At 59.3% G+C, this 25505-nt stretch carries 24 protein-coding genes and 1 pseudogene; 4 read left to right on the top strand and 21 right to left on the bottom strand.

What is annotated here, in order from left to right; translation table 11 throughout:
• Window positions 1–7: 7 nt before the first annotated feature.
• Genes KP808_RS12400 through KP808_RS12390 form a run of 3 tightly spaced genes read right to left on the bottom strand, consistent with a single transcriptional unit; the run spans window position 8 to window position 3611 of the window.
• A complete protein-coding gene (locus KP808_RS12400) occupies window positions 8–1093 on the bottom strand; it encodes an aromatic ring-hydroxylating oxygenase subunit alpha (protein ID WP_058409325.1) in 1086 nt (361 codons plus the stop codon).
• Entirely contained in the window at window positions 1078–2694 is a 1617-nt protein-coding gene (locus KP808_RS12395) for a GH3 family domain-containing protein (protein WP_230018706.1), read from the bottom strand. The genes KP808_RS12400 and KP808_RS12395 overlap by 16 nt, the downstream gene beginning before the upstream one ends.
• On the bottom strand, window positions 2694–3611 hold the full coding sequence (locus KP808_RS12390) for a fatty acid desaturase (protein ID WP_010202464.1): 918 nt from the start codon (window positions 3609–3611) through the stop codon (window positions 2694–2696). Before KP808_RS12390 ends, KP808_RS12395 begins: the two co-directional genes overlap by 1 nt.
• 137 nt (window positions 3612–3748) lie before the next feature.
• Here KP808_RS12390 and KP808_RS12385 point away from each other — a divergent pair, with 137 nt between their 5' ends.
• Both KP808_RS12385 and KP808_RS12380 read left to right on the top strand, forming a co-directional pair.
• Window positions 3749–4615, top strand: a complete 867-nt coding sequence (locus KP808_RS12385; protein WP_230018704.1) for a metal-dependent hydrolase — start codon at window positions 3749–3751, stop codon at window positions 4613–4615.
• Between the two features lie 24 nt (window positions 4616–4639).
• Complete coding sequence (locus KP808_RS12380) at window positions 4640–5587, top strand: hypothetical protein (RefSeq protein WP_058428004.1); 948 nt, start codon at window positions 4640–4642, stop codon at window positions 5585–5587.
• Here the strand turns inward: KP808_RS12380 and KP808_RS12375 are convergent.
• Both KP808_RS12375 and KP808_RS12370 read right to left on the bottom strand, forming a co-directional pair.
• Window positions 5535–6650 (bottom strand): hypothetical protein, encoded by a 1116-nt coding sequence (locus KP808_RS12375; RefSeq protein WP_230018702.1) that lies wholly within the window; start codon window positions 6648–6650, stop codon window positions 5535–5537. The two genes, KP808_RS12380 and KP808_RS12375, sit on opposite strands and share 53 nt — an antisense overlap.
• A complete protein-coding gene (locus tag KP808_RS12370; RefSeq protein ID WP_057432522.1) occupies window positions 6644–7309 on the bottom strand; it encodes a hypothetical protein in 666 nt (221 codons plus the stop codon). Before KP808_RS12370 ends, KP808_RS12375 begins: the two co-directional genes overlap by 7 nt.
• Before the next feature lie 232 nt (window positions 7310–7541).
• On the opposite strand from KP808_RS12370, the gene KP808_RS12365 reads away from it, so the two are divergent.
• Together KP808_RS12365 and KP808_RS12360 are read left to right on the top strand one after the other, a co-directional pair.
• Window positions 7542–8990: a fatty acid desaturase gene (locus KP808_RS12365; protein ID WP_057403046.1), complete on the top strand. Its 1449-nt coding sequence runs from the start codon at window positions 7542–7544 to the stop codon at window positions 8988–8990.
• Between the two features lie 258 nt (window positions 8991–9248).
• A pseudogene (locus KP808_RS12360) lies at window positions 9249–9422 on the top strand (LysR substrate-binding domain-containing protein); the annotation flags it as partial.
• A gap of 40 nt (window positions 9423–9462) precedes the next feature.
• Here the strand turns inward: KP808_RS12360 and KP808_RS12355 are convergent.
• From KP808_RS12355 to KP808_RS12280, 16 genes are read right to left on the bottom strand one after another with little or no spacing between them, the layout of a single operon-like run.
• Window positions 9463–10203: a GntR family transcriptional regulator gene (locus tag KP808_RS12355; RefSeq protein ID WP_057403045.1), complete on the bottom strand. Its 741-nt coding sequence runs from the start codon at window positions 10201–10203 to the stop codon at window positions 9463–9465.
• Window positions 10204–10231: 28 nt separating this feature from the next.
• The gene (locus KP808_RS12350; protein ID WP_057403044.1) at window positions 10232–11029 is read right to left on the bottom strand and encodes a TIGR01458 family HAD-type hydrolase; all 798 of its coding nucleotides are present in this window, start codon (window positions 11027–11029) and stop codon (window positions 10232–10234) included.
• Window positions 11030–11067: 38 nt separating this feature from the next.
• Window positions 11068–12651, bottom strand: coding sequence for an alkaline phosphatase family protein (locus KP808_RS12345; protein WP_230018699.1), 1584 nt, complete (start codon window positions 12649–12651; stop codon window positions 11068–11070).
• Window positions 12648–13235: a dephospho-CoA kinase gene (locus KP808_RS12340; RefSeq protein ID WP_044321502.1), complete on the bottom strand. Its 588-nt coding sequence runs from the start codon at window positions 13233–13235 to the stop codon at window positions 12648–12650. Before KP808_RS12340 ends, KP808_RS12345 begins: the two co-directional genes overlap by 4 nt.
• Window positions 13236–13249: 14 nt before the next feature.
• Complete coding sequence (locus tag KP808_RS12335; protein WP_230018697.1) at window positions 13250–14296, bottom strand: hypothetical protein; 1047 nt, start codon at window positions 14294–14296, stop codon at window positions 13250–13252.
• Window positions 14293–15429 carry a hypothetical protein gene (locus tag KP808_RS12330; RefSeq protein WP_058409333.1) on the bottom strand — a complete coding sequence of 379 codons (1137 nt, stop codon included), beginning with the start codon at window positions 15427–15429 and terminating at the stop codon, window positions 14293–14295. Before KP808_RS12330 ends, KP808_RS12335 begins: the two co-directional genes overlap by 4 nt.
• A gap of 24 nt (window positions 15430–15453) precedes the next feature.
• Window positions 15454–16632 carry a hypothetical protein gene (locus KP808_RS12325; protein WP_057403039.1) on the bottom strand — a complete coding sequence of 393 codons (1179 nt, stop codon included), beginning with the start codon at window positions 16630–16632 and terminating at the stop codon, window positions 15454–15456.
• Window positions 16629–18524 carry a PEP/pyruvate-binding domain-containing protein gene (locus KP808_RS12320; protein WP_230018695.1) on the bottom strand — a complete coding sequence of 632 codons (1896 nt, stop codon included), beginning with the start codon at window positions 18522–18524 and terminating at the stop codon, window positions 16629–16631. Before KP808_RS12320 ends, KP808_RS12325 begins: the two co-directional genes overlap by 4 nt.
• Complete coding sequence (gene dcd / locus KP808_RS12315; protein ID WP_057403037.1) at window positions 18514–19191, bottom strand: dCTP deaminase; 678 nt, start codon at window positions 19189–19191, stop codon at window positions 18514–18516. Before dcd ends, KP808_RS12320 begins: the two co-directional genes overlap by 11 nt.
• A 2-nt stretch (window positions 19192–19193) precedes the next feature.
• A complete protein-coding gene (locus KP808_RS12310; protein ID WP_004667600.1) occupies window positions 19194–19706 on the bottom strand; it encodes a dCTP deaminase in 513 nt (170 codons plus the stop codon).
• Window positions 19707–19710: 4 nt separating this feature from the next.
• Window positions 19711–20727 (bottom strand): fatty acid desaturase family protein, encoded by a 1017-nt coding sequence (locus tag KP808_RS12305; protein WP_057403036.1) that lies wholly within the window; start codon window positions 20725–20727, stop codon window positions 19711–19713.
• Window positions 20728–20761: 34 nt separating this feature from the next.
• Window positions 20762–21871 carry an SDR family oxidoreductase gene (locus KP808_RS12300; RefSeq protein ID WP_230018693.1) on the bottom strand — a complete coding sequence of 370 codons (1110 nt, stop codon included), beginning with the start codon at window positions 21869–21871 and terminating at the stop codon, window positions 20762–20764.
• Window position 21872: 1 nt separating this feature from the next.
• Window positions 21873–22340, bottom strand: a complete 468-nt coding sequence (locus tag KP808_RS12295; RefSeq protein ID WP_058401533.1) for a type II toxin-antitoxin system RatA family toxin — start codon at window positions 22338–22340, stop codon at window positions 21873–21875.
• A gap of 12 nt (window positions 22341–22352) precedes the next feature.
• Window positions 22353–23606, bottom strand: a complete 1254-nt coding sequence (locus KP808_RS12290) for an aspartate aminotransferase family protein (RefSeq protein ID WP_058409337.1) — start codon at window positions 23604–23606, stop codon at window positions 22353–22355.
• Window positions 23603–24160, bottom strand: a complete 558-nt coding sequence (locus KP808_RS12285; RefSeq protein WP_230018691.1) for a DUF6031 family protein — start codon at window positions 24158–24160, stop codon at window positions 23603–23605. The genes KP808_RS12290 and KP808_RS12285 overlap by 4 nt, the downstream gene beginning before the upstream one ends.
• On the bottom strand, window positions 24157–25227 hold the full coding sequence (locus tag KP808_RS12280; RefSeq protein ID WP_230018688.1) for a DUF6001 family protein: 1071 nt from the start codon (window positions 25225–25227) through the stop codon (window positions 24157–24159). The genes KP808_RS12285 and KP808_RS12280 overlap by 4 nt, the downstream gene beginning before the upstream one ends.
• Between the last annotated feature and the right edge of the window lie 278 nt (window positions 25228–25505).

The raw sequence follows: 25505 nt of genomic DNA, 5'->3' as shown, positions 1-25505 counted from the left end.
CGCGGGATCAAAGCTCGAATCGAATCCGCCGCTCGCGGCGCTGTGCTTGCGGCAGCGCCTCGCCGCGCCGGACCGCAGCAAGCAGTTGCTCGACGCCCACATGGATTGCATCGGCAGGCACATTGCACGGCTTGAAACCGGAGGCGTTGTCGAGCCCTTCGCGATGCGCCCGAATGATTTTGACGTCTTGTTGAATGACGATGTGCGTGTACAGATGGATGAACGGACGCAATATCCGTAGAACCCAGGCCGGCATTGGAAAACGGTATGCAATGTAGGTGTAAACGCGCGACTGGCGATCATCGACTGGCGTGATCTGGCTCACGATCAGAAAGCCTGAGCGTGCCCCCCAGAGGTAATCACAAAACGTCACATTAGGCGCGAGAAAACGATCCGTATGCACAAGCGGCTCGGCGTCCGGGTTGGTCAGCCATTGCATCATCCCGATCTCGTCGACTTCGTCGTGATAGACAACCTCAATGCTCTGCGCCTTGCAGGAGAGCGTCGCTTCCATGGTTCGACCGCTGCTGGAACGAAAAATACCCTCGTGAACGAATACCGTGTGCGGCACGTCCAGAAAATTCTGCACCAGACTGCCGACATCGGCGTCGAAGGTGTTGATCATGAAATAGGATTGCCACGGCCGCTCGCCATAGGCCGGAAGCCGAAATATCGGTGTTTCGCGAGCATCGCGTGTGCCGGTGTAAACCCAGACCAGGCCGTCCTGCTCGCAGACGGCAAAATGGCGCTGCCGGTAGCGATAGTCAGGCGACTTCGCTGCGCCCTGCCTGGCGTCTACGCTGGGAATATGTACCACTTGACCGTTCGCGTCATAGCGCCAGCCGTGATACGGGCATACCAGACAATCATCCTTGATTTTGCCGGCTGACAGCCTTGTGCCACGGTGCACACATTGGTCCAGCAGCGCAGCGGGCTGCCCATCGCTGCGGCGAAACAGAACGATATTCAGGCCGAGTATCGTGGCCCGGTATGGCTTGCCTTTGCGCAGCTGCTTTTGCGTGCACGCCACATACCACTGCTCACGTGTGCCGTCGCCATGGGTATCGGTTTCACTGCTCAACGTTGTGTGCATTCAGATCCGTCCGTGATTGCAAGAAGCGCCTCAGCCGTGTCCAGACGGCTGATCAATGCACGCGGCTTGACGTCGCCTGCACGAATGCCCGTCGACTCTGCAGCGCGCTGCAGCAAGTCTGCGAGTTTTTGCGCCCCGCCACAGACAAAACGCATACGCACCGGACCCAGCTGACCCAGTGTGCGCGCGTGTGCATAGTGAAAGGAACGCTGCAGGGCCATTTCAATATCGTTGGCCAACGCAGTGCGGCAAATGCTTGCCAGCGTCGTCGTTGAGGTGCACAAAAGGACCACATAATGCGGCAGTGTGCTGCTGGAGTCGGGTATCAGGCATGCGCTGTCGGCTGCGTCCATGCATTGCGCAAGGGCTCGCTCGACCACTTGCTCATCGAGCTTCTCGCCCACCAGGTCACAGGTACTTGCGCAGCGCCCGACAAACTCCACACGCGGCGTTCCGGCGAGTTTACCGACTACGCGCACCCGGTCACCCAGTGCATATCGGTAAAGACCTGCACCGGTAGTCAACAGCACTTGCGCGGTTTCCCCCATGCGCAGGGAGTGAGCCTCTTTCGGCACCCCGTCGTCCCCGATGAATTCCAGATAATGACTGCCTATCGCCAACGGGCAGCCAGCCCCTTCCCCGAACGGGAGGCTGACCACACCTTCGGTCGCGAACAATCCTTTGGCTAACCAGCGCGCCTGAGGAAAACGCACAGCCAGTTGCTGGGCGTACACGCGACTCGGCCCGTCCATCCAGCAACTTACCGCCGCCAGACGAGGCCACAACTCGGTGAATACCCCATGAGCAAGCGCGTGGCGCAAGGCTTTCTGGCGGGGTACCGGCAACCTTTCTTCAAGCCAGGCAACTATCTGCCGACTTTCGAGCATTTCAGTGTCGAGCAACGGTTGTAGCAGGCTGGTAAGAAACGTCGGGCTCCACACGCTGATAAAGCTCAACCCGGCATCTGCAATCAGGGCGAGCAGCGTTTGCCTGCGCCAGTGCGCCACGTCGCTGGCCAGTTCAGGAATCAGCAATGTGCCGGCCAGCCCCGCGATTGCACTGCCTTGCAGATATTGCAGATCGCTGACACTGCCGATCGGTATGCCGTTGGCCGTCATTGCAGGCTGCTGCAAGGGCGGCGACATGGACCAGTACCCGCTGCCATGGCTGACCTCCGGGACCTGGCGGTACATATCCGCCAGCCATACCGTCAACGAACCCTGCAATTGGCCAAGGAATTCCTGCGTATAGGGGATGTGTTTCTGCAGTGCACTATTGCCACTGCTGCGCTCGAAGAACAGCGGCGGACTGGCGGTCAGTATCGGCCCTTGTTCCTGCTGCGCACGCTCGATCCAGGGCTGCAGTTGAGCATAGGTATGAATAGGTACCCGCTTGCGAAACTCTTCAGCATCGCGGATTCCGGCAAAATCATGGGCTTGGCCGAAGGCGCAGTCACGGTTGGCCGACAACATACGCATCAATAAACGCTGCTGAGATTGCTCGGGCTGCTCGAACAGACCTTGCCAGTGATCGAGCGTGGCGTGAGCACTGCCCATGAACGAGCGCCACAAGGCCCTTTTCATCTCTTCACCCGCCTGCATCAAAAGTAGGTCTTGTCGAGCTGAGTCAGGTCATCGGGCAGTCGCTGCGGAGGCATGAACACCTGCAGCCAGCCGAACCATAGAGGGCGGGTTTCCTTGAGACTGGATGCCGCATGCATGAGCTGCCAATGCATCTGTGAGTGGCGGTGGTGAGTCAGGTTGTAGTTGAAGTTGAGGAATGCCCAGCGGACCAAGCGTGGCGCGCGCATGTTGTAGGCACCTTCGACGACATCTATCGGGGTGCGCATGTGATAGACCCATTGCAGCGATGACCAGGAAAAACCGAATGCGATATAGGCAATCAGAACCACTTCCCAGGACCAGCCAAACAGATAGGCACACGTCAGCCAGACGATAATACCGGTGATGACTTCCTTGCGGATGCGCCGAAAGTCGCTGATCGAGAAATCCTTGAATGCCGCGGCGTAAGTATTGACCTCACCGCTCTGCGACCATCGATCTGCTATACGTGGCGGCAGCAAGGGCAACAGCAGGCTGCCGACGAACGCCGCCAGCCAGATACCGCCGAGCACCGCAAAATAGTATTCCAGCCGTTTACGCAGCAGCGATTCATCCGGCATGGCAAAATCGGCCAGTTCGGCACGTGTGCGGTTCCGTGAGTGGTGCCCGAGGTGATTGATGTGGATCAGCGTCGCGGACGCCCCGAACAGGGTCGAAGCCCACCACATCATCAGGTAATTGATGGTTTTTTCGCTGTGCGCAAGGCTGTGAAACGCCTCGTGCATCATCGAGAACACACCCTGCATGACCAGACAGAACGGAATCAGGACCAGCCATTTCCATGAACCTGCGCCGGTGTGGGACAGCCAGGTGAGCGTAGCGCCCCAGAACAGCGTCTGAAGCGCCAGTACAGCCAGGTTGGCCTTGTCGAAGCGGCGTGCCGGGGAAATATCCATATATATCTGCGCCTGAATGACCACATTCGAAAGCCCCGAAGTATACCTGCCGGAACGTCAGTATGGTTATTCGGCAGTTTCAAGCCTGCCGGAGTCTGGCACACTGTGCGCCTTGACATCACGCTAAGCCGAGCCCCATGTCGCTCTTCAAACGAATTCTGTCCAGACGCTCGGCGGCCATGCTTTCCCCGCAGGTAATCGCGCACCGATCAATACGCTTCACCTTCGATGCCAGTATCCCCCGCTACTGGCATGACGGCCGGACGCACACCACGCGCTTTTTCGATTGTCTGTCGTTCATGTTTCCCCAAGGGGAAAAAATCTTCATCGAGAGTGTGGTGCATTTTCGCCACAAGCTCGACAAAGGCAGCGCTCTGGAAAAGGCCGTCGACGATTTCGTCTATCAGGAAGCGTCGCACATCCGCGAGCACCGTGCCTATAACCTGCTTCTGGGCGCACAGGGCGCACCGGTCGAAAAACTGGAACGCATGCTGTTGCGGCGCAGAAAGGAAAGCGAGCGATTACCAGCCAGCTTTCGTCTGGCACTGACGGCCAGCCTTGAACACATCACAGCAATACTGTCCGAGCAGATTCTGCGAAACCCGGCATTCATGGCGGGCGCCGACCCAACGATGGCCCGCCTGTGGCGCTGGCACGCAATGGAAGAGATCGAGCACAAGGCAGTGGCCTATGACGTGCTGTGCAAGATGGAACCTAACCCGCTGCGGCGTTACCTGCTTCGCTGGGTAGCGATGACGAGCCTTTCGGTGTACTTCACTTTCGACCTTACTTACTTCACCTATCACCTCGTGCGCGGGGACCGGCAACACCGCAACTGGCGCGAATGGCTGCGCCTGCAGTGGTGGTTGTTCGTCAATCCGGGCCTGCTTTCGCGCATCGTGCCTGCCGGGCTGTTCTGGTTCGTGCCTGGCTTCCATCCTGACCGAATCGACACACGTGAGCTGCTCGACAACGCTCGCCAGGCGCTTGATGAACAGCGCTGAAGGCAGCTTCCGGGATCGGCTCGTATGAGGACGATCTGGGAACCCGAGGGCTTCGAGGAATGGCAAATGCATTTCCCGGCTACAGCGTTCGTGCGTCATCCTGCGGAGCTGGACTGGACCGATCTGTTCCTGCAGCGCTGGCAAGCGCCCTTGCCCGCCCTGCCAAAAGACACCCTGGTCGTGCTGGTTGCAGGTCTTTACTCGGAATTCATCCTCTACTGCAATCGCGCCTGTGCCCGGTCCCTCACCTCTGCGGGGCACGATGTCCTGCGCATGCCGGTGCGCTCTTCGCGCGGTGTGATTGAGCAAGGCAGGCACATTGCGACCCTACTCGGCAGCAGACTCAAGCCAGACCAGCGCTTTGTGGTGCTGGCTCATAGCAAGGGTGGTCTGGATACGCTGGCAGCGCTGTCACAGAACAAGAACCTGCTCGACGCCTGTGACGGCATCGCTCTGGTGCAGCCGCCCGCAGGACCATCGCCGATCATTGATACGCTGCTGGGCCACGGTGCCGCCGGCGCTGGCAGAAGTTACCGAATGGACAGATTCCGTCAGGCGATGATCAACAGCGCTCCGCTGGCTGCTGGCACCCGGGACATCAGCAGCAGTCGCGATCCACAGGTTGCCAAAATACTCTCTGCCCTGCCCGACAAGCTGCACTGCCTGCATGTCGTCAGTTGGTCCGCTGCGCGCCGCTCGCAATTCGATACTCACCATCAGCGCCTGAATGCGTTGCGTCCCGGGCATGCGCATGACGGTCAGTTCTATATGGAAAACCTGTCGTTGCCAGGCGTACCGCAGATCTGCCTGCCGGATCTGGATCATGGTCAGCCAATACTGGGCGGCGCAGGCTTTGACCCGGCGAGATTCTGGCGAACATTGCTGGACGTCCTGCACCAGACACGTGCGCCAGAACGCTCTACACCAGATAGATTTCGAAGCCCGGAATACTCGCCGCACAAGCCTCTTTAAAGTCGGCTGCGTGGCTGCCGCAGGGTGCCGTGTAAAGGTCCATCGGCAAGGAAAAGGCGTGATAACGATGCATTGCCTTCCACAGCGGGTCCTGGTCGTACAGGCATAATTGCATCAGCGAATAGTCGTTGCGGACCTGCTTCCAGGCAACATCCAGCAGTGCGCAAAACACCTCGGGGTCACGATGGCGAACCTGCAGGTGGGTCAGGTAGATATCCCGCAGTGCCTGGCCCGGCGCAGCGATACCCGGTCGGCCTGCCAGAGGTGCTAGCGCATTGTAGCCAAGGCGCAGTAACTGCTGCGTCAGGGGCATCTGTTCGACGACGATACGTTTTATCTTCCCGGCGTTCCAGGGCGCGACGCAGCCGAGCAGGTTGTCGCGGTCATCGACAGCCAGCAGAAACGAGTCAATGCCGAAATCCGGCCACTGGCCGAGCCTGCGCTCAAATTCCGCCTCGCTGAACACACAGCCGAACGATTGTCTGGATGACTCGCTATCGAGAAACGCCCTCAGCGCATCCAGATATCGGGGAGCTGCGCGTACCACCCTCACCTTGGTGCTCGTACGGGGAACGCTACTCAAGCCACGCTGGCCGTACACTGAGACGTTACTGTAGCCACGCCAGTGTGCGAGTTTCAGCGGGTTTGCTCGTCGTCCTCGCAGCAGCGACCGGGTCGCCAGGGCGTTGTTACGGATGATGCAGCAATAGGCATGCTGCACGCCTGTTTCACGGGAAAGATCCGCGAGACGCGCCGCTACCTCGGCCATCCATGACCCGGACAGTCTGCGATCCGGCGTCAGTCGCAGATCGCCCAGATATGCGACCGGCTCGACACCACCGTGCAGGTAGCCATCACGCACCACCAGGCTCGCCGCGCCGCGCAGTTCACCGTCCGGGCTTTCGGCTATCCAGGTGCGCTGATCGTCGGCATGACAGCGATGCAGGGCGAAGTAATCCGGGCTGCGGTCAAAACGCAGCGGCATGCTCCCGCGCATCGTGTGTCGCCGTTGAAAGTCGAGAAGTTGCGAATTGTCCGCCGCACCGGCCTGACGAATCAGCACGCCGAACACTGCTCGGTCATAAACAGCCGTCGAGCCAGCGGCCGCAGGTTTTCGGGGGTGAGACGACACAGGCAGACCAGTTCATCGCCCTCGGCGTAACCAGGGTTCTTCTGCAGGAAATACTCGACTTCCGGCAGCTTCGCGTGATTCTCCGAGATCAGTGCAAGCTCCGCGCTGAGGCGGCCCTGCGGTGTCTTGAATGAAAGCACACCGGTTGCCGGGTCGTAGGCATCGCCGAAACGCGTATGTGCCAGGTGATTCATCAAGGCCTGGACACGAGGCGCTGTCGAATGACCCGCACGCGGTGCGTAATCCAGTACCATTGCCCGCAGATAGCGATAGGTTCTGTGCCCCTTGCAGATCAGAAACCAGTACAGGGGAACATCGGGAGCCTGACGCCACAGGTCGCCCACCAGTCGTGACCAGGCGAAGGCCAGTTGCTGGCTGCCCCAGTGTTCAGGGGTGATGATAGTGTCACCGGAAAAAACGAATTTGCAGGGCTGATTGTCCCAGCTCATTTCAAACAGTTTCAGCGTTGTGAACCCCATAATCGTGTCATGGGTGTCACGCAGAACGACGCAATGCGTCTTGTCGTCCAGGTCCTGCTCGAATCGAGCCCGGCAGGTATCCTGATAGCAGGCAGAATAAATCTCGAACATCCGATCGATATCAGCTGATCGTAAATCGGGGCGCCCAACGGCGGTCGCGCACAAACTCATGGAGGCCTTCGATGTATGGAAACACAATGACCGGATTCTGAATTGCCGGGCCGCCGAGGGCAATCAGTCTCTCCGCACAATGTCCCGTTTCTTCTGAAATCATCGCTGCGCACAGCCTGGCCTGTCCGGGTGTTCGCTTGTGCACGTACTGAATGAACCAGGCTTCGCATCCATGCATCCTCATCACTGCGCCACGTCCAGCACTGATCGCCCCGTTACCTGGCTGTTGGTCTACCTGCTGGTCACCGGCCTGCTGTACTTTCTGGTGACACACGTTCCAATGGGCGCTGTCAGGCTCGTCGAGCCAGGCATCGTCGACCTTCATATGCCCTTGCTGCCGTTCACGCTGCCGCTGTATCTCAGCTATACGCTGGTGATGCCAGTGCTTGTGTACATGGGCCGTAAGTCCTCATGGCTGCTGCCGGTTTTTTTCGCTGGCGCCCTGGCCGCCGGGCTGTGCCTGATCAGCCACCTGTTCTGGCCGACCATGATCCTGCGTCCTGAAACCGGGTCTGCGTGGCTCGACTGGCTGTACCGGCTCGATGCGCCACTGGCGGCCTCACCCAGCGGGCATGTAGCGTTGCCCGTTGCAATCAGCGTCGTCATGGGCGGTTTGCGGCTGCGATCGACCTGGGTATTTGCCCTCTGGAGCGCGGTGCTGATGCTGACGGTGATGACCACCGGGCAGCATGTCTTTACCGACATGGTCTATGGTCTGATCATCGGTCTGGCATGCGGCATGACGACTCTGGTCCTCAGGCGCTGTGCGGTGGACATGCGCACCCTATCGGCAATGCTGCTCGAATGGCTGTGCATACTGGTCACGATTCGTGTCGCGATTTACCTCGCAGACTGGCGCTTCTATCTGCTGACGGTGCTCGTCGTGGCGGCAAGACAGCACGCGTTGTTCGTGCTGTATCACGATGCAACCCACTACCACCTGACTCGACAGCGCAGTATCAACGACTTTCTGATCAATCTGGCTATCGGTGTTCCAGGCCTGGTGCCGATCGAATTCTACCGCCCCCTGCACCTGGACCATCACCAGCACGCGGGTACCGAACAGGACCCGGAACGACGCTTTCTCTATTACCGCCAGCCTTGGCATTTCCGGCCGTTAACCGCGAAGCTGCTGGCCAGACAACTGTTGGGAGACTTGCTGCTGATCAATACGCTGCGCAATATTGCCGCCTACAAGGCCGCAGGAGGCGCGCCGCCAGCGATCACCCGCCCGCTGACTGCGGCAGCGCTGATCTGGCTGATGATTGTCGCCGCGCTCATCTGGCAATGCTCGGCGCAAACGTTCGGTTTGATAGCGATGCTGTGGTTCCTGCCCTTGATTACGGTCGGCACCCTGCTGCAGAAAATTCGCAGCATGGCCGAGCATAGCGGCGGCCCCGGCGTCACACCTGGCTGGGAAGAATGGACATACGCCTGGCGCGTCGGCTGGCTGGGGCGGTTTTTCATCTGGCCCTACCACATCAACCTGCACTTGCAGCACCACCGAGCCGCCAGCATACCCTGGCATGCCTTGCCCTCTGCAGTTCGAGCCGAGGAAAAGCTCATGGCATCCCGCTCGCTTGCCTCGTTGATGTGGTCGAGGCTCAAGCAGAAATACTGATACCTGATTGTACGAGCGTCTTCTTCAATGTTTACTCATGAGCTGAGCTCATGAGCCTATACCGATAACACCCCATTGTTGACCAAATGACAGCGCTATAAGGTGATCCGGACATCACGCTGAAGGTGCGCCTACAGCGCATTTGTCCGAGTTTCACCGAGGAACTGTTCATGAAGACCCGAGAAAAGTCACCGTAGTCATCGGTGCCAGCTCCATAGGGCAAGCCATTGCCCGCCGTGTCAGCGTGGGCAGACCGTCGGCCTGAGTTACATCCCGCATGACCTTGTCGCCGAACACATCGAAGCCGGACGCCTGATTCAGGTGCTGGACGACTGGTCGCCGACGTTTGCCGGCTTCCACCTCTACTACCCGAGCAGACGCCAGGCATCGCCCGCGTTTGCCCTGTTGCTGGAGGCATTGCGCTACCGGTGATTCATTAAATAACCGAAACGCGCAGCACCGCAGCCACCACTCATTGTGTTTGCACGCGCAGCCTGGCGGGCTCGCGGCTTTTCTCGGCGTAATGCCGCGCGCGACGTAAAACATGCTGGGTGGCTCTGTGCGCTTCCTCCTTGTTGAATTCGACATGCGCTTCCAGCAACTGCTGAGCCTGTTGAGGTTGATGTTGCAGCAGGGCCTGAAGAATGCTGCCATGCTCTTCGTAGGTTGCATCGACCCTGGAAGCGCTGAACTCAAGACGGCGGATAGTCCGGGTCTTCTCGGTGATCTCGTAATGCAGCCTCGCCATTTCCCGGTTACCCACCGCCTCTACCAACGCACAATGAAACCGCTCGCCCAGTCTGGCCAGGAGATCGGTGTCCCTCAATCGCTCGTGTTTCGGCACCAGCCAGGTGCGTATGAGTTCGTCGATCAGCGGCTCGACGCTCAGGTCCATCAAGCCCAGCCTGGCAAGCGCCTCCAGTTCAAGCACCACACGCACGTCATACAGCTCTTCGAAATGACGGGGATCAAAGGGGCGTACTTGCCAGCCGCTTCGGTAATAAACCTCCACGTACCCTTCCTGCTCCAGCCGGAACAATGCCTGCCTGACCGGGGTACGACTGGCCTGAACGCGTTCGGCCACTTCACCTTCAGTAAATCGTTCGCCGGGTAATAGGCGAAACTCGGAAATGTCCTCTTTGATCCGGGCGTAAATCCGCTCCGATATGTTTTCCGGGCGTTCTTTCGACTTTTTGGCACATGCTGTCTGCATTGATGATTCGTCCTTGTAATCCGGTTACTTAACGTTGGTCATGACGATCTGCGGCATTGCCGGAGGCCCACCAGCGCGGAAAATCTGCAATGCCGTCAATCACCGCATCCACGTTTTGCCTATGGGCATCAAAAAGTGCCGGATCATATTTTCCGGTACGCACCAGCAGGCTGCTGGCACCAACGGCTTTCGCCCCGGCGCAGTCCGTCAGCACATCATCGCCCACTACCAGAGTGCGGCTGGCGCAGGTATCCAGCTTGCGCAAGGCGGCGTTGAAGAACATGGGTGACGGCTTGCCCATGACCAGCGCCTGAACCTGCGCTGCGGCCTCAAGACCGACGATGAAAGCTCCGCAATCAAGGCGTTCGCCGTCGTGATCAAACCAGAACAGGTTTTTTTGCAACGCAATAAGACGAGCGCCGCCCCGCAGCATGCGGAAACAGCGATTCAGCGTGGCGTAATCGAATGCCTCGCCAATATCGCTGATGACCACCACGTCAGGGTTTGTATCGTCTGTAAGAATGCCGTTGAAGGCCGCTCTGATCGAGTCGGGCACCAGCAGATGGCACTTGAGTTGCGCATGCTGTTGCAAGTAGCCCACACAGGCCGTTGTAGCGGTTTGAATTTCGTCGGGGGCCACCTCGATTCCGGCCCGACACAACTCTTGCGCCAGATCCACCGGCATCTTTGCCGTGGTGTTGGTCAGCAGTTGCAGGCGCAGCCCTTGAGCTCTGGCGAAACTCAGTGCCTCGGCTGCACCGGGTAAAGGCTGTCCCTTGAGCATGAGTGTGCCGTCGATGTCCAACAGCAGGCTGTCAAAATTCATGGATAAGCTCCCTGTGGCTGAAATTATCGGGGCAGGTTTCACAACGCGGCGGTCAGCCATTGGCGAATCTCGGGCAATGTCAGTTCAGCGTTGGCAGGACATGGCAATGGCGTGCTGCTGGCATCCAGTACTACACCACGCAACCACGGGTCAGAGGCACACACCGTGTGGTCGCCACCTTTACGGCTGAGGCGGACACAGTGCTCTGAACGTGCCGCAACCAGTCGGGACCCTCTTGGAGCCTGCCAGTAGCAGGAGCCCGTCCAGCCTTCAGGGAAACACTGCTCGCCCGGGTACTCGAACATCGTCCATTCATGTCGAAAAGGCTGCGCAAGGCTTTGCCGCCAGGCTTCGGTGACTGAACGGGGGTCATGCCCCGACATCGCGAGCCGCGCCTCATGGAACAGCAGCAGACCGTTGTCTGCCGGATGAAAGACTACTGCGCTTTTTTGCATATCCGGCACGCCCGCCGAGTCATAGACCAGCCAGCCCTGACGCTCGAAAAATGCATTGGGGTATAGGTCGTGATGGACCGGGGCCATGCCGTGATCCGAATGAGCGACGCAGCGTACCTCGCCACCCGCCGCATCCATGCAGCGCTGAATCAGCTCGTCGACCCAACCCGATACTTCATCGAACAACTGTTGCCCGACCTCGCGCATGCGCTCACTGGCCCAGTCTGGCGTAAGGTATTTGAGCAAATGATGCGAAAGTAGATCGACCACCGGGTAATAACCGATGACTCGCTGTGCATCACCCGCACGGACTGCGCCGACAATGTCGCTGCAAAAGCTTTCATGCACCTCCCGCATCAGTTCCAGCAACAGCCACTCCGCTGTGCCCTGCCCGCCTTCATCCAGCCGCTTGCCCAGTTGTCCGCTGCGATACAGCACGGTCAGGTCTCTGGCCACATAAGCCTTGCTTTTGTCGCTCTGCAAATCCAGCGCCTGAACCTCTTGGTAGCCGAAACTGACCACACTTATCCGGTCCTCGACACATACGGCACGCAGCGCAATCGCCTTGCAAACGTTGCCAGGCCCTTTCTCCGGCAGCGGCAAGTGCACCGTACTGCCCAGCGGCAACCAGCAGGGGGCACGGCCATCCTCCTCTGGCCAGTCGAGCATTGCGCCGCCCTCGCGCGAGCTGACCCTGGCAGCCATTTCCAGCCTCTCGATGCGCAGGTGCCCGCCGTTTTCGATCAACTCGGGAGGTACGGAAAAGCCCTCATAGACACAGCTTTGCCCGAGCAATGCGCTGCCCAGCCTGTCCGGCTGGACAAAGGGCACCGCGCACAGGCGAAAGGTGATGCCTTGGCGAGCCCATTCGTCCCAGACCATGTCGATATCGCGCGGCCAGGCCTGAAAGGCATCCGCCACGGCCAGACAGTTACGAGGTGTCGGCGCGGGGACGAGATAGCCGGTCAAACCGTGCTCGCTGACCTGTGTGCCGCTGAAAATCGACAGCAATGATGGCGGGGTTTGACAATTGGGCGACAACGGCAACAGCGGGTAGAACGGCCAGCCCGCAGAGGGCTGCTCAGGTTTTCTTGCCCGATAACGGTTGACCAGCTCCCACGACAGCCCGTCGATCAATAGCCATATCAACGGATTAACACCTTTCATGAAGCTATCCGCCGTTGAGCACCGTGCATTGCCCATCGGGCCACCACTGCAACACGCTGCTTCAGTTGCGCCAACGAACCGCTATTGGGCAGTACGTAATCCGCGTCGATCCGGCGCATCTGTAGGTCAAGCGCGCTGTTTTCCACCACACTGATATCGCCGCGCTGGCCCAGACGCGATTGCCTCAAGGATGAATCGGCCAGCACTTTGATTACCTGAAAGCCTTGCTCATACAGATACGGCCAGTCGACGGTGTCATCGCGCAGGTCGTCATTGATGACAACCTGCGCACGCGACTGCAGCAACCGCCGTGCGAAGTTCTTGACTAGCGACTGACCGTCCAGAACCCTTAGTTCGCGCGCGATGCACTCCAGCAGGCGCTGGTTCTGACTGCCGCTTGCCAGCTCCACCCCGGCCTGTTCGTAGAACAGGCCTTGCAACTCATACAGTGGCTGGGCCAGCTTGATGACCTCTACCGACAGCCCGGCCTCTTCGAAATGCTCACGCAGCAACTGAGCGGTTGTGCTCTTCCCTGAGCCGCTGGGGGCCACCAGCGCCAGACGCAATTGGGTAGCGTGGTTCATGGAATCTCCTTGTCTCAGGCGCTGATGAGTTCACGCGCCACGCCGACACGACTTTGCCATTGCACGCCGAGCAGTCCCCGGACGATCTGCGCTGGCACGGTATCGGTCAGCGAAGTGGCGTCAAGCAGGCCGTGCCAGGTTGAGGTCACGAAACGGTGCGGCCACTCGAAGAGCGTGGGCGAGTGGATTTGCTCCAAAATCGCATCGTGCCTCATCGCATGGATCTGCAACTTGCCCCGCGCCGCTACATTGGGCAGTACGACTGTTTGCAGCCAACCACACCCTTCAGGGCTGGCCTTGAGTGCGGCGCGCATGGTTTCAGGCATGCACAGGCGTTTTTCGGTGTGTGCAATCGACAGGTCATCGGCCACCGCAGCCAGATCGAGTCGCTTGGCCAGTTCGGGGTGTGTACGTAGCGTGCCGACACCGACATGCGGGTAGTCTGGCCAGCCACGGGCACGAACCCGGCCGTCGATACAGTCCAGCAACAGCTTGTCACCGGAAAAGTACAGATACCCCTCGGACAGCACCAGGTCCAGCATGGTAGTGGTCTTGCCAGCTCCCTTCGCACCGCCGATGGCAACGATTCCACCGTCCGGCCCGACCACCGCCGACGCATGCATGATCACACTGCCTTTGGCCTGCTCGACCAGCAGGCCGTAGTAGCGCACCAGCTCGATCAAGTGAATGAATGCGTTTTCGTCGCCGTGAAAATCCACAGTGTGACGTGCCCGGTCAATCCGGTAGCCGACCTGCGTATCGGCATCCCAGGCGTAGTCCAGACCGGTCTGCGGGTCGTGGCCACGCAGAACACGCAGGGTAAAACCAGGGGCATAGGTTTCGCGGATGATGTCGGGGGTGACGCAGAGGCCAACCCACTCCGGTTTGAAAGCGGTGCTGTCGTGCAGCCGGACCCTTAAATCGACCGTTGTCTGGCCGTCGTCCGCGACTTCGGCAAAGTAAGGTGCCAGGAACACTCGCAGCCGCTGGGCCAGTGCGGAGCCCGAGGTCTGATCATCCAGTTCGAATCGATAGCGTCCATTGCAAAGATAGCGGCTCATGAGTACAGGCTCTCCCGGGTGGTGATAAAGGGCGATGGCGAGTGCAGAAATGCAAAACGGTCGGCCAGCGGCCAGCATTCCTGGCGACGCTCGTCCAGGAACGCGTGCAGACGCGTCATCAGCTCGTGCAGATCGGCGTTAATTGCCTGAGGGTCTATTACGCCTCGGGACTTGAGAAAGCGCACTTCACCGCGTGTCGTACTTACCGAATGCGCAGCTAGCGGCGTGCAGGTCTCGAACGTGATCACGAACAGGTTGCCGCTTTGCACCGATTCGCACGGCGCACTGAATGCATAACGTCGATACTCGCCAAGTGCCTGCAATGTGCTGTCAACGCTCATCGCCATGGCCTCCAGCGTCGGTGAGCCCAGCGCCAGGTGCTTCACCGTGCCCGACAAGCTCCCAGGCGCACTGCGAAACAACTGCACGATGGGTTCATTGACAGCCAGCTTGCGTTTGCGGCTGCAATGCTCGACCCACACATAGCCCCCGTCCTCATCCCGGGCGGCGGTCACCTGATGATCCCAGACCTGAAACTCGTCACCGCACTGACTGGTGAACGGCGCCATTGCCGGGCTGAAACTGGCATCAAACCAGGCCTCGCCGAGCATCCGCGCATGGCAATCAGGCGCCAGCTCGAAGGACTCGACATACGTCTGCTCGGTAGTGGTGTAGCGACATTCCCAATTGTTGATCGCCAGGTGGTTACGTTCGAACGCGTTGCGCAGCGCCATCAACAGGTTCTGCGGGACTGCGGGCTGCTCGATCTCAAGCGGAGGCTGTACGAAAAGCGAACGATGCACATCAATGCGATTCAGCAGGTGACTGATATACACGTGGTCCGCCTGTAACGTGATGACCGCAAGCGGGATGGCGGCTCCGGACAGGTTGTGGCAAGTTTCGTCGCCCAGATCACCGTTTTCATCATCAAGAAGCATTGCCCCATCGGCGTCCCAGCGGGCCAGAACCCGGTGGCTGCCTCGCAGGTCAGCGACCGCGGTCAGCTCGCCCAGCAATGCCGTGTCCGCAGCAATGGCATACAACGTGTGGTCATCGCTGCCGAACGGCTCCTGATGGCGGATCTTCCAGCTACCAAACACAATAGCCGTTTGCGTGGTCGTGGATTGCGACATGATTATCTCCCCGGCAAAGTGAATTCAGAGCCGACTCGCCTCACGGGCAAAGTCGAGTTTCGAATAGAGATCCTGCTGAAACGGCAGGTTTCGCTCCGCCAGAAAATCGCGCATCACGTTGGATACGGTTTCAAAGTCTTCTTCAACTTCACGTAGCGTGTGCAATGTCCTGCTGCGGCAATACTCGACCTCGACCTGAGCAAACTCTGCGCTGCCGTCAACCATGCGGCAGACATCGAAATACGCGCCAAAACCATTGCCGGTCCTCAGCGATTCGAAATTGATGTCGATCCGGGTGCGCCTGAACGGCTTGAGCCGACACAGATTTGCCGAGGTCATCGAGCGGGCGTGAGTTTCGATATCGGCAAACGCCACCGGCTGATCGGTGTTGAAGTCCTCACGGCGCAATTCGGCGTTTTCGAGAAACCATTTGCGTTTGACCGCCATCAGCCCATCGGCCTGAGGAATGAACGAGATGTAACCGGTTTCGAGCGGGTCGCCCGTCACTTCGAAAATGTGCGATTCATAATCGTAGGTTTGAAAGTCACGGTCGATTTCCAGCACCAGGTCCTTGAAAGCGCCCTCTCCGAACGCTTTGTGCATCGCGGTGGACAACTGCCACATGTCAGGTATCTGAAACGAGGTGAATTTACGTTCCAGCTCCATTTCCGGACGCCAGCGCACGTACCAGCAGTCATCACTCAGCATCGGTTGCGAAACAGCCACACGCGCAGCAGCGGATCGGGCCAAACGTTGCCAGGCCCTCCAGGAAGCACGTTCTACCGGTTCGACATCCATAAGGTGCAGGAACAAGGCCCCGGCTTCGCCCTCATGGATATAGTGATAAACGCTGCATTTACCGAGGTGATGCGTCACCGCCAGAGTGGCCATCAGCGCCTGATCGGACGGCCGACGGTGAAGCGTCGGGTCCAGCACATGCATGCGTGAGCGACTGTCTTGCGTACGCTTGCGCTGCCCGGCATTGAAGACTTGAAAGTCGAAGTCCTTCATCGGCATGGGTACATGCATGTGATGGGCATTGGAAAGCCACTGCGCATGCAACGTACCACTGGGGATGAACAGACCGTTGTCCGAGTGACGGGCTCTAGCAGCCTCTGTGTCGACAATGGCAACCAGCGCAGAATCAAGGCTGCCGTTGAGGGTGTGCGGATCGAAGAACAGCAGTGAAATATCCGTAGTCATTGTAGCTCCCGTACTTCGTTGACAGCGTGAGGCAGCACCTTCGGGCTCTGGCTGAAAGTGATCCGTTGTCCGGCCAGCCCCTGTTGATACAGCGCCTCGGACTCCACGGCGGGGATGCCGTGTTCACGCAAGAGGATCGAAAGATGACAAAGCATGGACGCCTGCTCGAAGACAAAACCGCGCGCGAACGGCAGCAACGCCGCCAGTGCCGCGTAGGGGCGTGGCGAGACCACAATGGCTTGTCCGTCATGAGCACGCAGTTGTCGCTCAAGCTCCTCCAGTTCAGCCCCCAGAGAGCTGGACGTGGGGATCGAGTTGATCGACACGGTGGCTGAGATACTCAGTTCTTCCAGTTGCCGACCGGCAGTTACTACAACCACCGGCCCGTCGGCATAACCCGGAGAAATGAGGCGGATTTCCGTTGAGTCCTCTACCTGCACGAACGTCGACAACGGCGAGAAATCAATCAGGTGCAACTGCTGCCCGGCCCTCACCCACTCCAGTTGCACCGAGCCCAACAGTTCGCCGGCGGCGTGAGTAATGCTGTGCAATTGCAGGGCATCTGCCGGGCCAGTCGGGTCGTGCGCTACCAGCCGGGCGCGTTGCGTCCCGGCGATGCCGCGATTGATCGCCAGCAAGCCTTCCGATGACCATTCGCAGGTCGTCGAGCCGTCATCGCACGCCTGAGTGATGAGCCCTGTTTCACCTTTCAGAAACTCGCGGACCACAAAACACACCACCCGCTCATCACTGAGCTCAAGCAGGCGCTCACGCAATGCGCCACGCTCGAGGATCTGCTGGCGTACCTGATCGGAGAAGTCCAGCACGACCTGATCGGTGTTGAGTCGGTCCAAAAGCAGCTGGCTCATCGCTGGCTCGACCAGCCCCTGACGGTTTGCCTTGACCAACAGCGCCTGACCTGCCGAAACGTCGTGGGTTTGCGCGAACAAGGCCAGCGGGCGGCGCTTGCTTCGGAAATACTGCGCGAAGGCAGGCAATGGCCGGAAATCCATCAGTGCTTCATCACTGGCGATATACAGTTCGGCCCATTCCAGGACCGGCTCCAGGCTGCGTGCTTCGCGCAGACTGGTGACGGGTCTTGCCTGGAGCAGCCAGAGTTTCTGTTCATCCGCCGCCCACTCGATATCGGCGGGCAGCCCCAACGCCGCAGACGCATTGGCAGCCAGTGTCGCCACCTCCAGCAGCAACGCCTTGTGCGGCTCCAGCGCAGGGTCACAACCCAGCAATTGCTGGTCGCTGACCCGCGCCGACATGCCCTTCTCTACCCCGGAGACCATCGCTTCGCCCAGCGATGCGACGGTTTCAATCAGCGTTACTGCCTCCCCGCTCAACGGATCATGGCTGAAGGCTACGCCTGCGAAGCGGGCCTTGACCATGCGCTGCACGATCACCGTCATCTCTACCGGCGTTTCCAGCATCGACGCTCGCAAGCGTTCCAGAATGGCCTGGCGGGAAACTCCGGAGCGCCATACATCGAGCACCGCAGCCTTGAGTGCCGGTAGCCCCTGCACCGAAAGGTGTGTGCTGAAAATCCCGGCAAAACTGTGCTGATTACCATCTTCGATATTCGCCGAAGAACGTACGGCAAGTTCGCTGCCGGCATCAAAGCCCGTTTGCTCAAGCAGCGCCTTGAGATGGCTGTCGGCAGCCTCACTCCATTCAAACTCGGCCAGCCGGACGATTCTGTCCATGTGTTCGTCAAGGAAGGCACCTGCGGTGATCCGCACGGTTTTCAGCGTGTCTTCAATAGCCTTTTTGCGGTCTGCGAAGTCGTGCCAGAGCACGCGGTAGTCTGCATCGTCCAGTGCGCTCAGGGGCGGCACCGGCAATGTAGCGGCAAGCTGTTGCAGGGTTGAGTATTTACTGGACACGACGGCCTCCTGCTATCAGTGGAAGGTCAGTGGCCCTTCTAACAGGCCCACTGGCCAGTGCATCCGGGACTGCATCAACCTCCTCCTGGGCTGCCAGAACCGGAAACGGCGCAAGATTGGGCACCACCAGCGGCTGTGGGCGTGGCGCCTTTTCGAAATCCATGAATATGCGTGACGCAAAGGCTTCGGTCGCGCCCTGGTACTTCCCGGAATACAGCTCGATATCGCCTTTGACGTTCCAGAACATCATTTGACCGATGTTCATGCCGGGGTAAACACGGATGCGGTTCAACGCATACAGCTGCAAGGTCCAGCGTCCGACGAAACCGATGTCGCCCAGCGGGGCCGACAGGTTGATGAACATTCCCAGTCTTGCAATCGAGGAACGCGCCGCATAAGTGGGCACGAAATGGGTGCTGCCCATGGTTTCTATGGTCGAGGCCAAGTACAGCTTCATGGGCTGCAATTCATAGCCTTCGGGGCCGATTTCGATGGTTCGGGTGGCCGCCTCGGTGCGCACATCGATCACATCGTCTTCGTAGACCTTCATCTGGTCATGCAGGCGGAAGTTGTAACTGTTGGGGTTGACGTTCTCATGGGAAAACGGACTGATGACGATTTCACCCGAACGCACACGATTTTCGATTTCACTACCGGTCAGTATCATGGTCAATCCAGAATGATTTTCGAGGGCACGGTGCTCTTGGAGCCCAAGTAGCGTCCCGCATAACAGGTGGTCAGGCCGAAGTTTGCCCAGAAGCAGACCTTGGCCACTTTGGTGCCGGCATAGACCCGCACCGGCTGGGTAACGACAATCTCCAGGGTCCAGCTGATGGCCGCGCCGGTGTGGCCGAGCGGCGCACTGGTCTGAATGAAAACGCCACAGGACGCCGTGGAAACGTTGGCGTAAAGCTCACTGGCAAAATCGATACCGCCGATCTGCTCGGCCGTGGCGCCCAGGTAAAAGCGGTTGGGGTACAACACAAAGCCTTCGGGCGGAATATGATGCTCGACCACCTCCAGCTCCCCGTGAGGATCGATGCGGTCGCTGCGGTACTCCAGAAGCAGATCCGCCAGGTGACAGCCGTAGGAATTGACCTCTACATGAATGGGGTCGAAAGGCTCGATGACGACACTGCCGACCTCGCGCATTTTCACTATTTCAGAACCGGTCAGCATCATGGGTTCAAGCCTCCTGATCCAGAGACGCCACGGCGCGTGCCTGTCCGTTCGCACCGTACAATTCGGCCCGCATGCTGCGCGCGCCCCAGAGATAACCTTCGGTGTTGCAGGCGGCGGCCGAGCCTGGCAGGCGCTGAGCAAGGCGTCGGGATAAGGTGCCCAGGTGATAGCTGGGGACCTGTTGAAAAAGGTGGTGCTCCCAGTGCCTGTTGATATTGCACGGTGCAAACAACCCTCGTTCCAGCCAGCCCGGGCTGACGCTGCGTGCATCGCGCTTCACGCTCCGGGTCGAGAGCCCGGCATGCTCCGACAGACTGCGAATGCGCAGAATCGGCGGAAGAAAGAACACCAGCGGTGCCAGCCAGTACAACAGCACGCCCGGCCAGACACTGAAAGCGCTGATGAGCAGCACTGCACAGGCATAAAAAGCCAAAGCCTGATAGCGCTCGGTGCGCGTCGCGGGCGAAGGGCTGGTGAAAAGCCCGATCACGCTGAAACTGTCCATCGTGCGTAACGATTGCAGGGTCGACAACCCGCTGATGTCGCGCAGCAAGGCCTGCCAGAACAACCCCGAACTTGGCGGTGCGAACGCATCGGCGTAGTCCGGATCGGTCGGCGTATTAAGGTGCTTGTGATGGGCAATATGGTGAGCCCGATAACGTGACGTGCTCAATGTCAAAGGGAACGTCAGAAAGACGTTGGAGATCAGGTCGTTGCGCCGCTTGTCACGGCTGATCAGCAAATGCGCCGCGTCGTGCATGAGCACCAGCAACGCGTGCTGTCGCGTCGCAATGACGACTACGGCGATAATGCAAACCAGAGTCGAATCGCTGACTTCAGCCAGCGTGACTGCGGCGACGATCACCGCCCACTGCACGCCTATCTGCAATGCCTGCCGCCAATTGCTGAGTTGCTTGAGATCCGAGGTCAGTGACAGGTTGTCACGTGCCAGCGTAGCGCGCTCGGAGCGTCGGTCGTAAGCGCCACTGTCCATCGTGTCGAGTTCGATTGTGTCTTCCATCTTTCGTCTCCCGTTCAATCGTTGAAAGGGCCTGCTAACCGTGCATTGCCGCTGATTTCGCGACAAGCTTGTCCAGGCTGAGCCGCGCATCGGGCGCATGAGCCAGCCAGTAATCCACCGCTCTGGGTAAAAATATTTCTGCGCTGGGTGCCGGGTGCCGGACATTCAACGGGGGTCTGACCAGATCGCTTTCGGCGTACACGCCATAGATCTGTAACAGGCGCTCGAAATAGCGGAAATCCCGGGTTGAAATACCCTCCGGCCGCCATGCAACCAACGAGCGCTTGAGGAACGCCCATTGCCGACTGCGCAGGATCGGTGCCGGCGTCAACGGTGCCACGCCCGCTTCCTGTCGCGCATGGTCGACACGCGACTCGATGATGCGGATTACCTGCTCATAAGGCAGGCGCGCATCTCCTGCCGACGCCACAACCTCGCGCGCGTCTCCACCTGCGACGCAATGACTGACCAGGTGGATCAATTCGTCGACCACCCAGTCGATAGGCACCAGGTCAAACAGCCCTTCGCGGTTGCCGACCAGAAACGGCGGTGAAAAGGAATTGATGAAGCGGATCAACGGATACAGCCCATGAAAACGACTGATTGCGCCGTCGCTGGTAGCGCCGATGACCAGGCTGCAACTGAACACGGAAATCGGCATTTGCCTGCCGAAGGTTTCGCGTAACCCCCGCTCGGCAGCGGCCTTGCTTTCCTCATAACCGTTGCGATAGGTCCATCCCTCACACTGCGTGAAAGCCGTGGACACGTAGATGAAGTGCGGCTTGCGCACCAGTTTCTGGACAAAACCGCAGAACAGCTGCGCACCTTCGACATTCAGCTCATGCATCTCTTCGAACGTCTTGTCCCAGGCCACATCGGCAGCGAGGTGGACCGCCGTGGCGCTCTCGATGGCTGGCATGGTGTCCGCCAGCGCATTCAGGGAAGCGGCATCTGTAAGGTCGGCGATCCGGCACTCAAGCCGCGAGCGGCTGTCCGCCGGCAGGTCTTGCAGGCAGCGACTGGCAGCTTGCCCGGAACGACACAAGGCCATGACATGCGACTCCGGATGCTGACTGAGCCAGTCGCGTACGAACCAGGAGCCCAGAGCGCCGCTGGCACCGGTGATGATCAGTGTCGAACGCATATCAACAGCCCCCTGCCGCAACCCGCTGATGACGGCAAGCGAGCAATTGATTGCGTATACCGTCGAGCATCTGGATGTTATTGGCGCGAATCGCTCGTTCGCCTATGGGGTGCAAAACCTCGGCCAGCGACGGGATGCCAAGGTCGAAGGTGACATTCAGGTCCACATGCAAGCCATCGGCGCGTTGTATCAGCAGCCACTCGCCGTACCAGACCTCAAGGTCGCCATCGGTCTGTTTGAACTCGATGCGCTCGTTCGTCACCAGCCAGTCCTGCTCGGTCCAGGTCAGCTCGCTGCCGTTAATCAATACTCGCCACGTACTGGAGACATATTCACTCTGCCGGGGGTGAACGATCACCTCCAATACATCACTCATGAAGTCGGGATAGCGGGCGAAGTCCGAGAGGATCGGCCACACTTCGCCAGGCTCGAAGTCACCAAGAAGCACGCTGGTTGATACATCAGGCATAGGAACTCTCCGTCATTGGATGGAACGATAGGCCGCGTCGACGGCATCACAGAAACTGTTGATGCCCTGTTCGAGGTCGTCCCGGGTGATGGTCGCGTCGGGATAAACCCGCAGTACCCGGGTTGCGCTCAGGCAGAAAGCCAGCAGCACATTGCGGTGTGCGGCCTCGATCAGGGTCTGCGCCACATAGTTACTGGAAGTGAACTCCACACCGATCATCAGGCCGCTACCGCGTACTTCAGCCACCGCCGGGCAGTCCTGCAGACGTTTGCGCAGGATTTCCATGGCCACTTGCCCCAGCTCATTGACGCGTTCGCAGAATGCGGGATTGCTAACCACGTCGAGCACCGCGTTGACCACTGCCCCGGCCAGGGCGCTGCCCGCATAGGACGAGGCATGCACAACCGGATCACGCGCGGGTGCGCCGAACCGGCTGCTGTCGTAAATGGCGGCGGCCACCGGGAACACGCCGCCGCCCAGGGTTTTGCCGAACACGATGATGTCGGCTGGCGCTCCGCAGACCAGCGACCCGCTGCGCCCCAGGCCTGATTGAATCTCGTCATGAATCATGAACGCGTCATGCTCGCGACATAGCCCGGCAAGTTCTCCCAGAAAGCTCAGGTCCACCGGCCTGATTCCGCCCTCTCCCTGAACAGGCTCGGCGATGACCGCAGCAATATCGCCTTCTGCCAGTGACTTGCGTGCAGCGTCCAGATCACCGGCATTGATGAACACCACATCTTCGGCATGCATCAGCGAGGCGTGGCCCCTGTAGCCATAGCTGACCGCCAGCGCGCCGCTGGTACGCCCGTGATAAGCATGAGTCAAAGCGATGATTCGCCGCTTGCCGGTCTGCATGCGCACCAGTTTGAGCGCCGCTTCGATGACCTCCGAACCGCTGTTGCCGTACAGCACGCCATTACCTGGCCGACCGACACTGGCCACCAGGCGCTCAGCCGCACTGAGGCTGGGTTCGTTGGCCAATATCCGGCTGGAAAGGCCCAGCGACGTCACCTGCCGCGTTAGAGCAGCGACCACCTCCGGGTGCCGATGGCCCAGCAGATGCAGGCCGAACGATCCAAAGTCCAGCCAGCGCCGACCGGTATCGTCGGTTATCCACGAACCCTGGGCCGAGTGCTCGGCTGCGGTAAGCCCTGCCATTCGCAGCATCAGGCCTTGCTCACGGCCGAATACCGCCCCGTAACGCTCGACAAACGATGATTTGCGCACCGGCACTGCAGGCGCGGTCATGACATGACTGTTCATAGAGACCTCATCAAAGGAGCCAGAAAGGCAGCATCGCGTCCTGCCAGTCGGCAGGAGCGGTCCCAGTCACGCAGGGTCCGCAGGACCTGGCCCTGAGTGCCCGGCAGCAACGGGTTGAACAGCTTTCCGGGAAAGGCTTGCAGAACTTCCTTGAACGGCTCGATCAACCGGCTTGCCTCATCAATCCGGTCGGCATCGGTATCCGTGGGGACGCCCAGCCATTCGACGGCGACTGGCCCGGAGTGAGCAATGACGTCTGTGAGCCCGTATTCACTGAACAAGGCGAACTGGTGTAACTCGTTCGGGGTGTCGGCACCGGCGAGTCGGCAGTCAATGTCGACCATCAATTCAGCCAGCTTGATTCTCAGCGCATCCACCACTTGAGGCTCGTTCGCTGCGCCTTCGAGGTCTTCCAGATAGGCTTCAAGCTCGGTCATCAGCAACCAGGCCACCGATATCAGCTTTTGCGCGTAAGGCCCTGCCGGGTATACATAGCCGCCACTCAGCCGGGGAAACCACTGGCGACCGGCGGCCTGTGCTGAAATTGCACTCATGCGTGTGCTCCCTGCATCGGGTTGTGATCCTTGAGTGAGAAGCTGACGAGTCCGGCACGCGCAGCGCGCAGAAGACAGGCGGCAGCCTCGGGGGATTGCTCGGCAAGATCGATCGGGCGGGTGCTGGACAGCTCTGGCACATCCACACGTACCAATAGCGTCGCCTGTTGATCGTCGGTGAGCACAAAGTCGACCCCCGGCAAAAACGCACTGGCGGCGGAACGCTCGATACCTGGTTTTAACGCGGCATAGTCCGCTTCGCAGGCAAAGGTTTGCTCGGCGAGCTGGGTCAATTCACACAATTGCATGAGGCCTGCCCCCTGCAATCCATTGCGGCAGGCAGGATAGGCGCGTTGCCACAGCTGCCCGATGGCACGGGCAAGGCCGTCGTCATTCAGCATGCCGTACCTGTTGAGCGCGCGGTCCCATCGCAGGAGTGTCCACTTGCGATTGGAGTTGACCCAGCCGTGACTGGCCAGCGTCGCGTTCATCAGAAACAGTGCGGCGTTGCAGGCATAGGCGGCGGCCGCGCGGTATTCGCCGCTGCGCCAAGCCAGCACTGAAAAGCAGGCGCTCTGCCGGAAGTCGTCGAACGCTGCCACCGACCAGATCGAACTCAAGTCCTTCTGACTGTCCAGATAAGGAAGCGACTGATCGGTCGACACCGCGCAGACCAGGCGTTCCAGGTACTTTCGCGATACCGCCTGCTGCTTGTCCCACTGCTTGAACGCAACGAGTTTCTGTGCGGTGGTTTTGTGTGCGTCCGTCGCCAGTTGGGAGAACGCGCCATGAACTTCTTCGCACGCAAATGCCACCACTTCCATGTGGTGTTCATTGTGGTAAATCTGCGAAGCCATCGATTGATCGGACTGCCGATCATCGGTCACACATATCAGGTCTATATCACTGGCCGCATTAGCGATGCCATGTACGGGAGAGCTGCTGATCAGCGCCAGTTGTGCATCGGCATACTGGCGTTTTACAACCTCTTCCAGTTCAGAAAAAGCAAGTTGGCGCGAGGCCAGAAACTGCAGGGCGTTGCCTGAATAAAAAGCACGAAAATCCATGTACACCTTCCACTCGATAACGGTGACTTCATTGGGGCTGCTATTCGGCTTGCCGAGCAACCCCCTGCCTGATCCATGACCATGAATTACTTCGTCGTCGTTAACGCGAGCGCTGACGCAATGGAACAAGCCCCATTACTTCACGATGTTGTACCCAGCAAGTGGCGTGCCACCGTTATTGATCATCGTGTATTGGCAAGGTGCCAGATAATCGCCAACGCCGGTCTGAAGCGTGACCGAAAGATCAGCAAGCTTTTAAATTCACTGACTTTTTTTCG

Source organism: Pseudomonas savastanoi (genome assembly GCF_020917325.1).
GTDB lineage: Bacteria > Pseudomonadota > Gammaproteobacteria > Pseudomonadales > Pseudomonadaceae > Aquipseudomonas > Aquipseudomonas amygdali.
The sequence above is the reverse complement of the archived record's forward strand: the minus strand, read 5'-3'. Positions and strand labels throughout refer to the sequence as shown.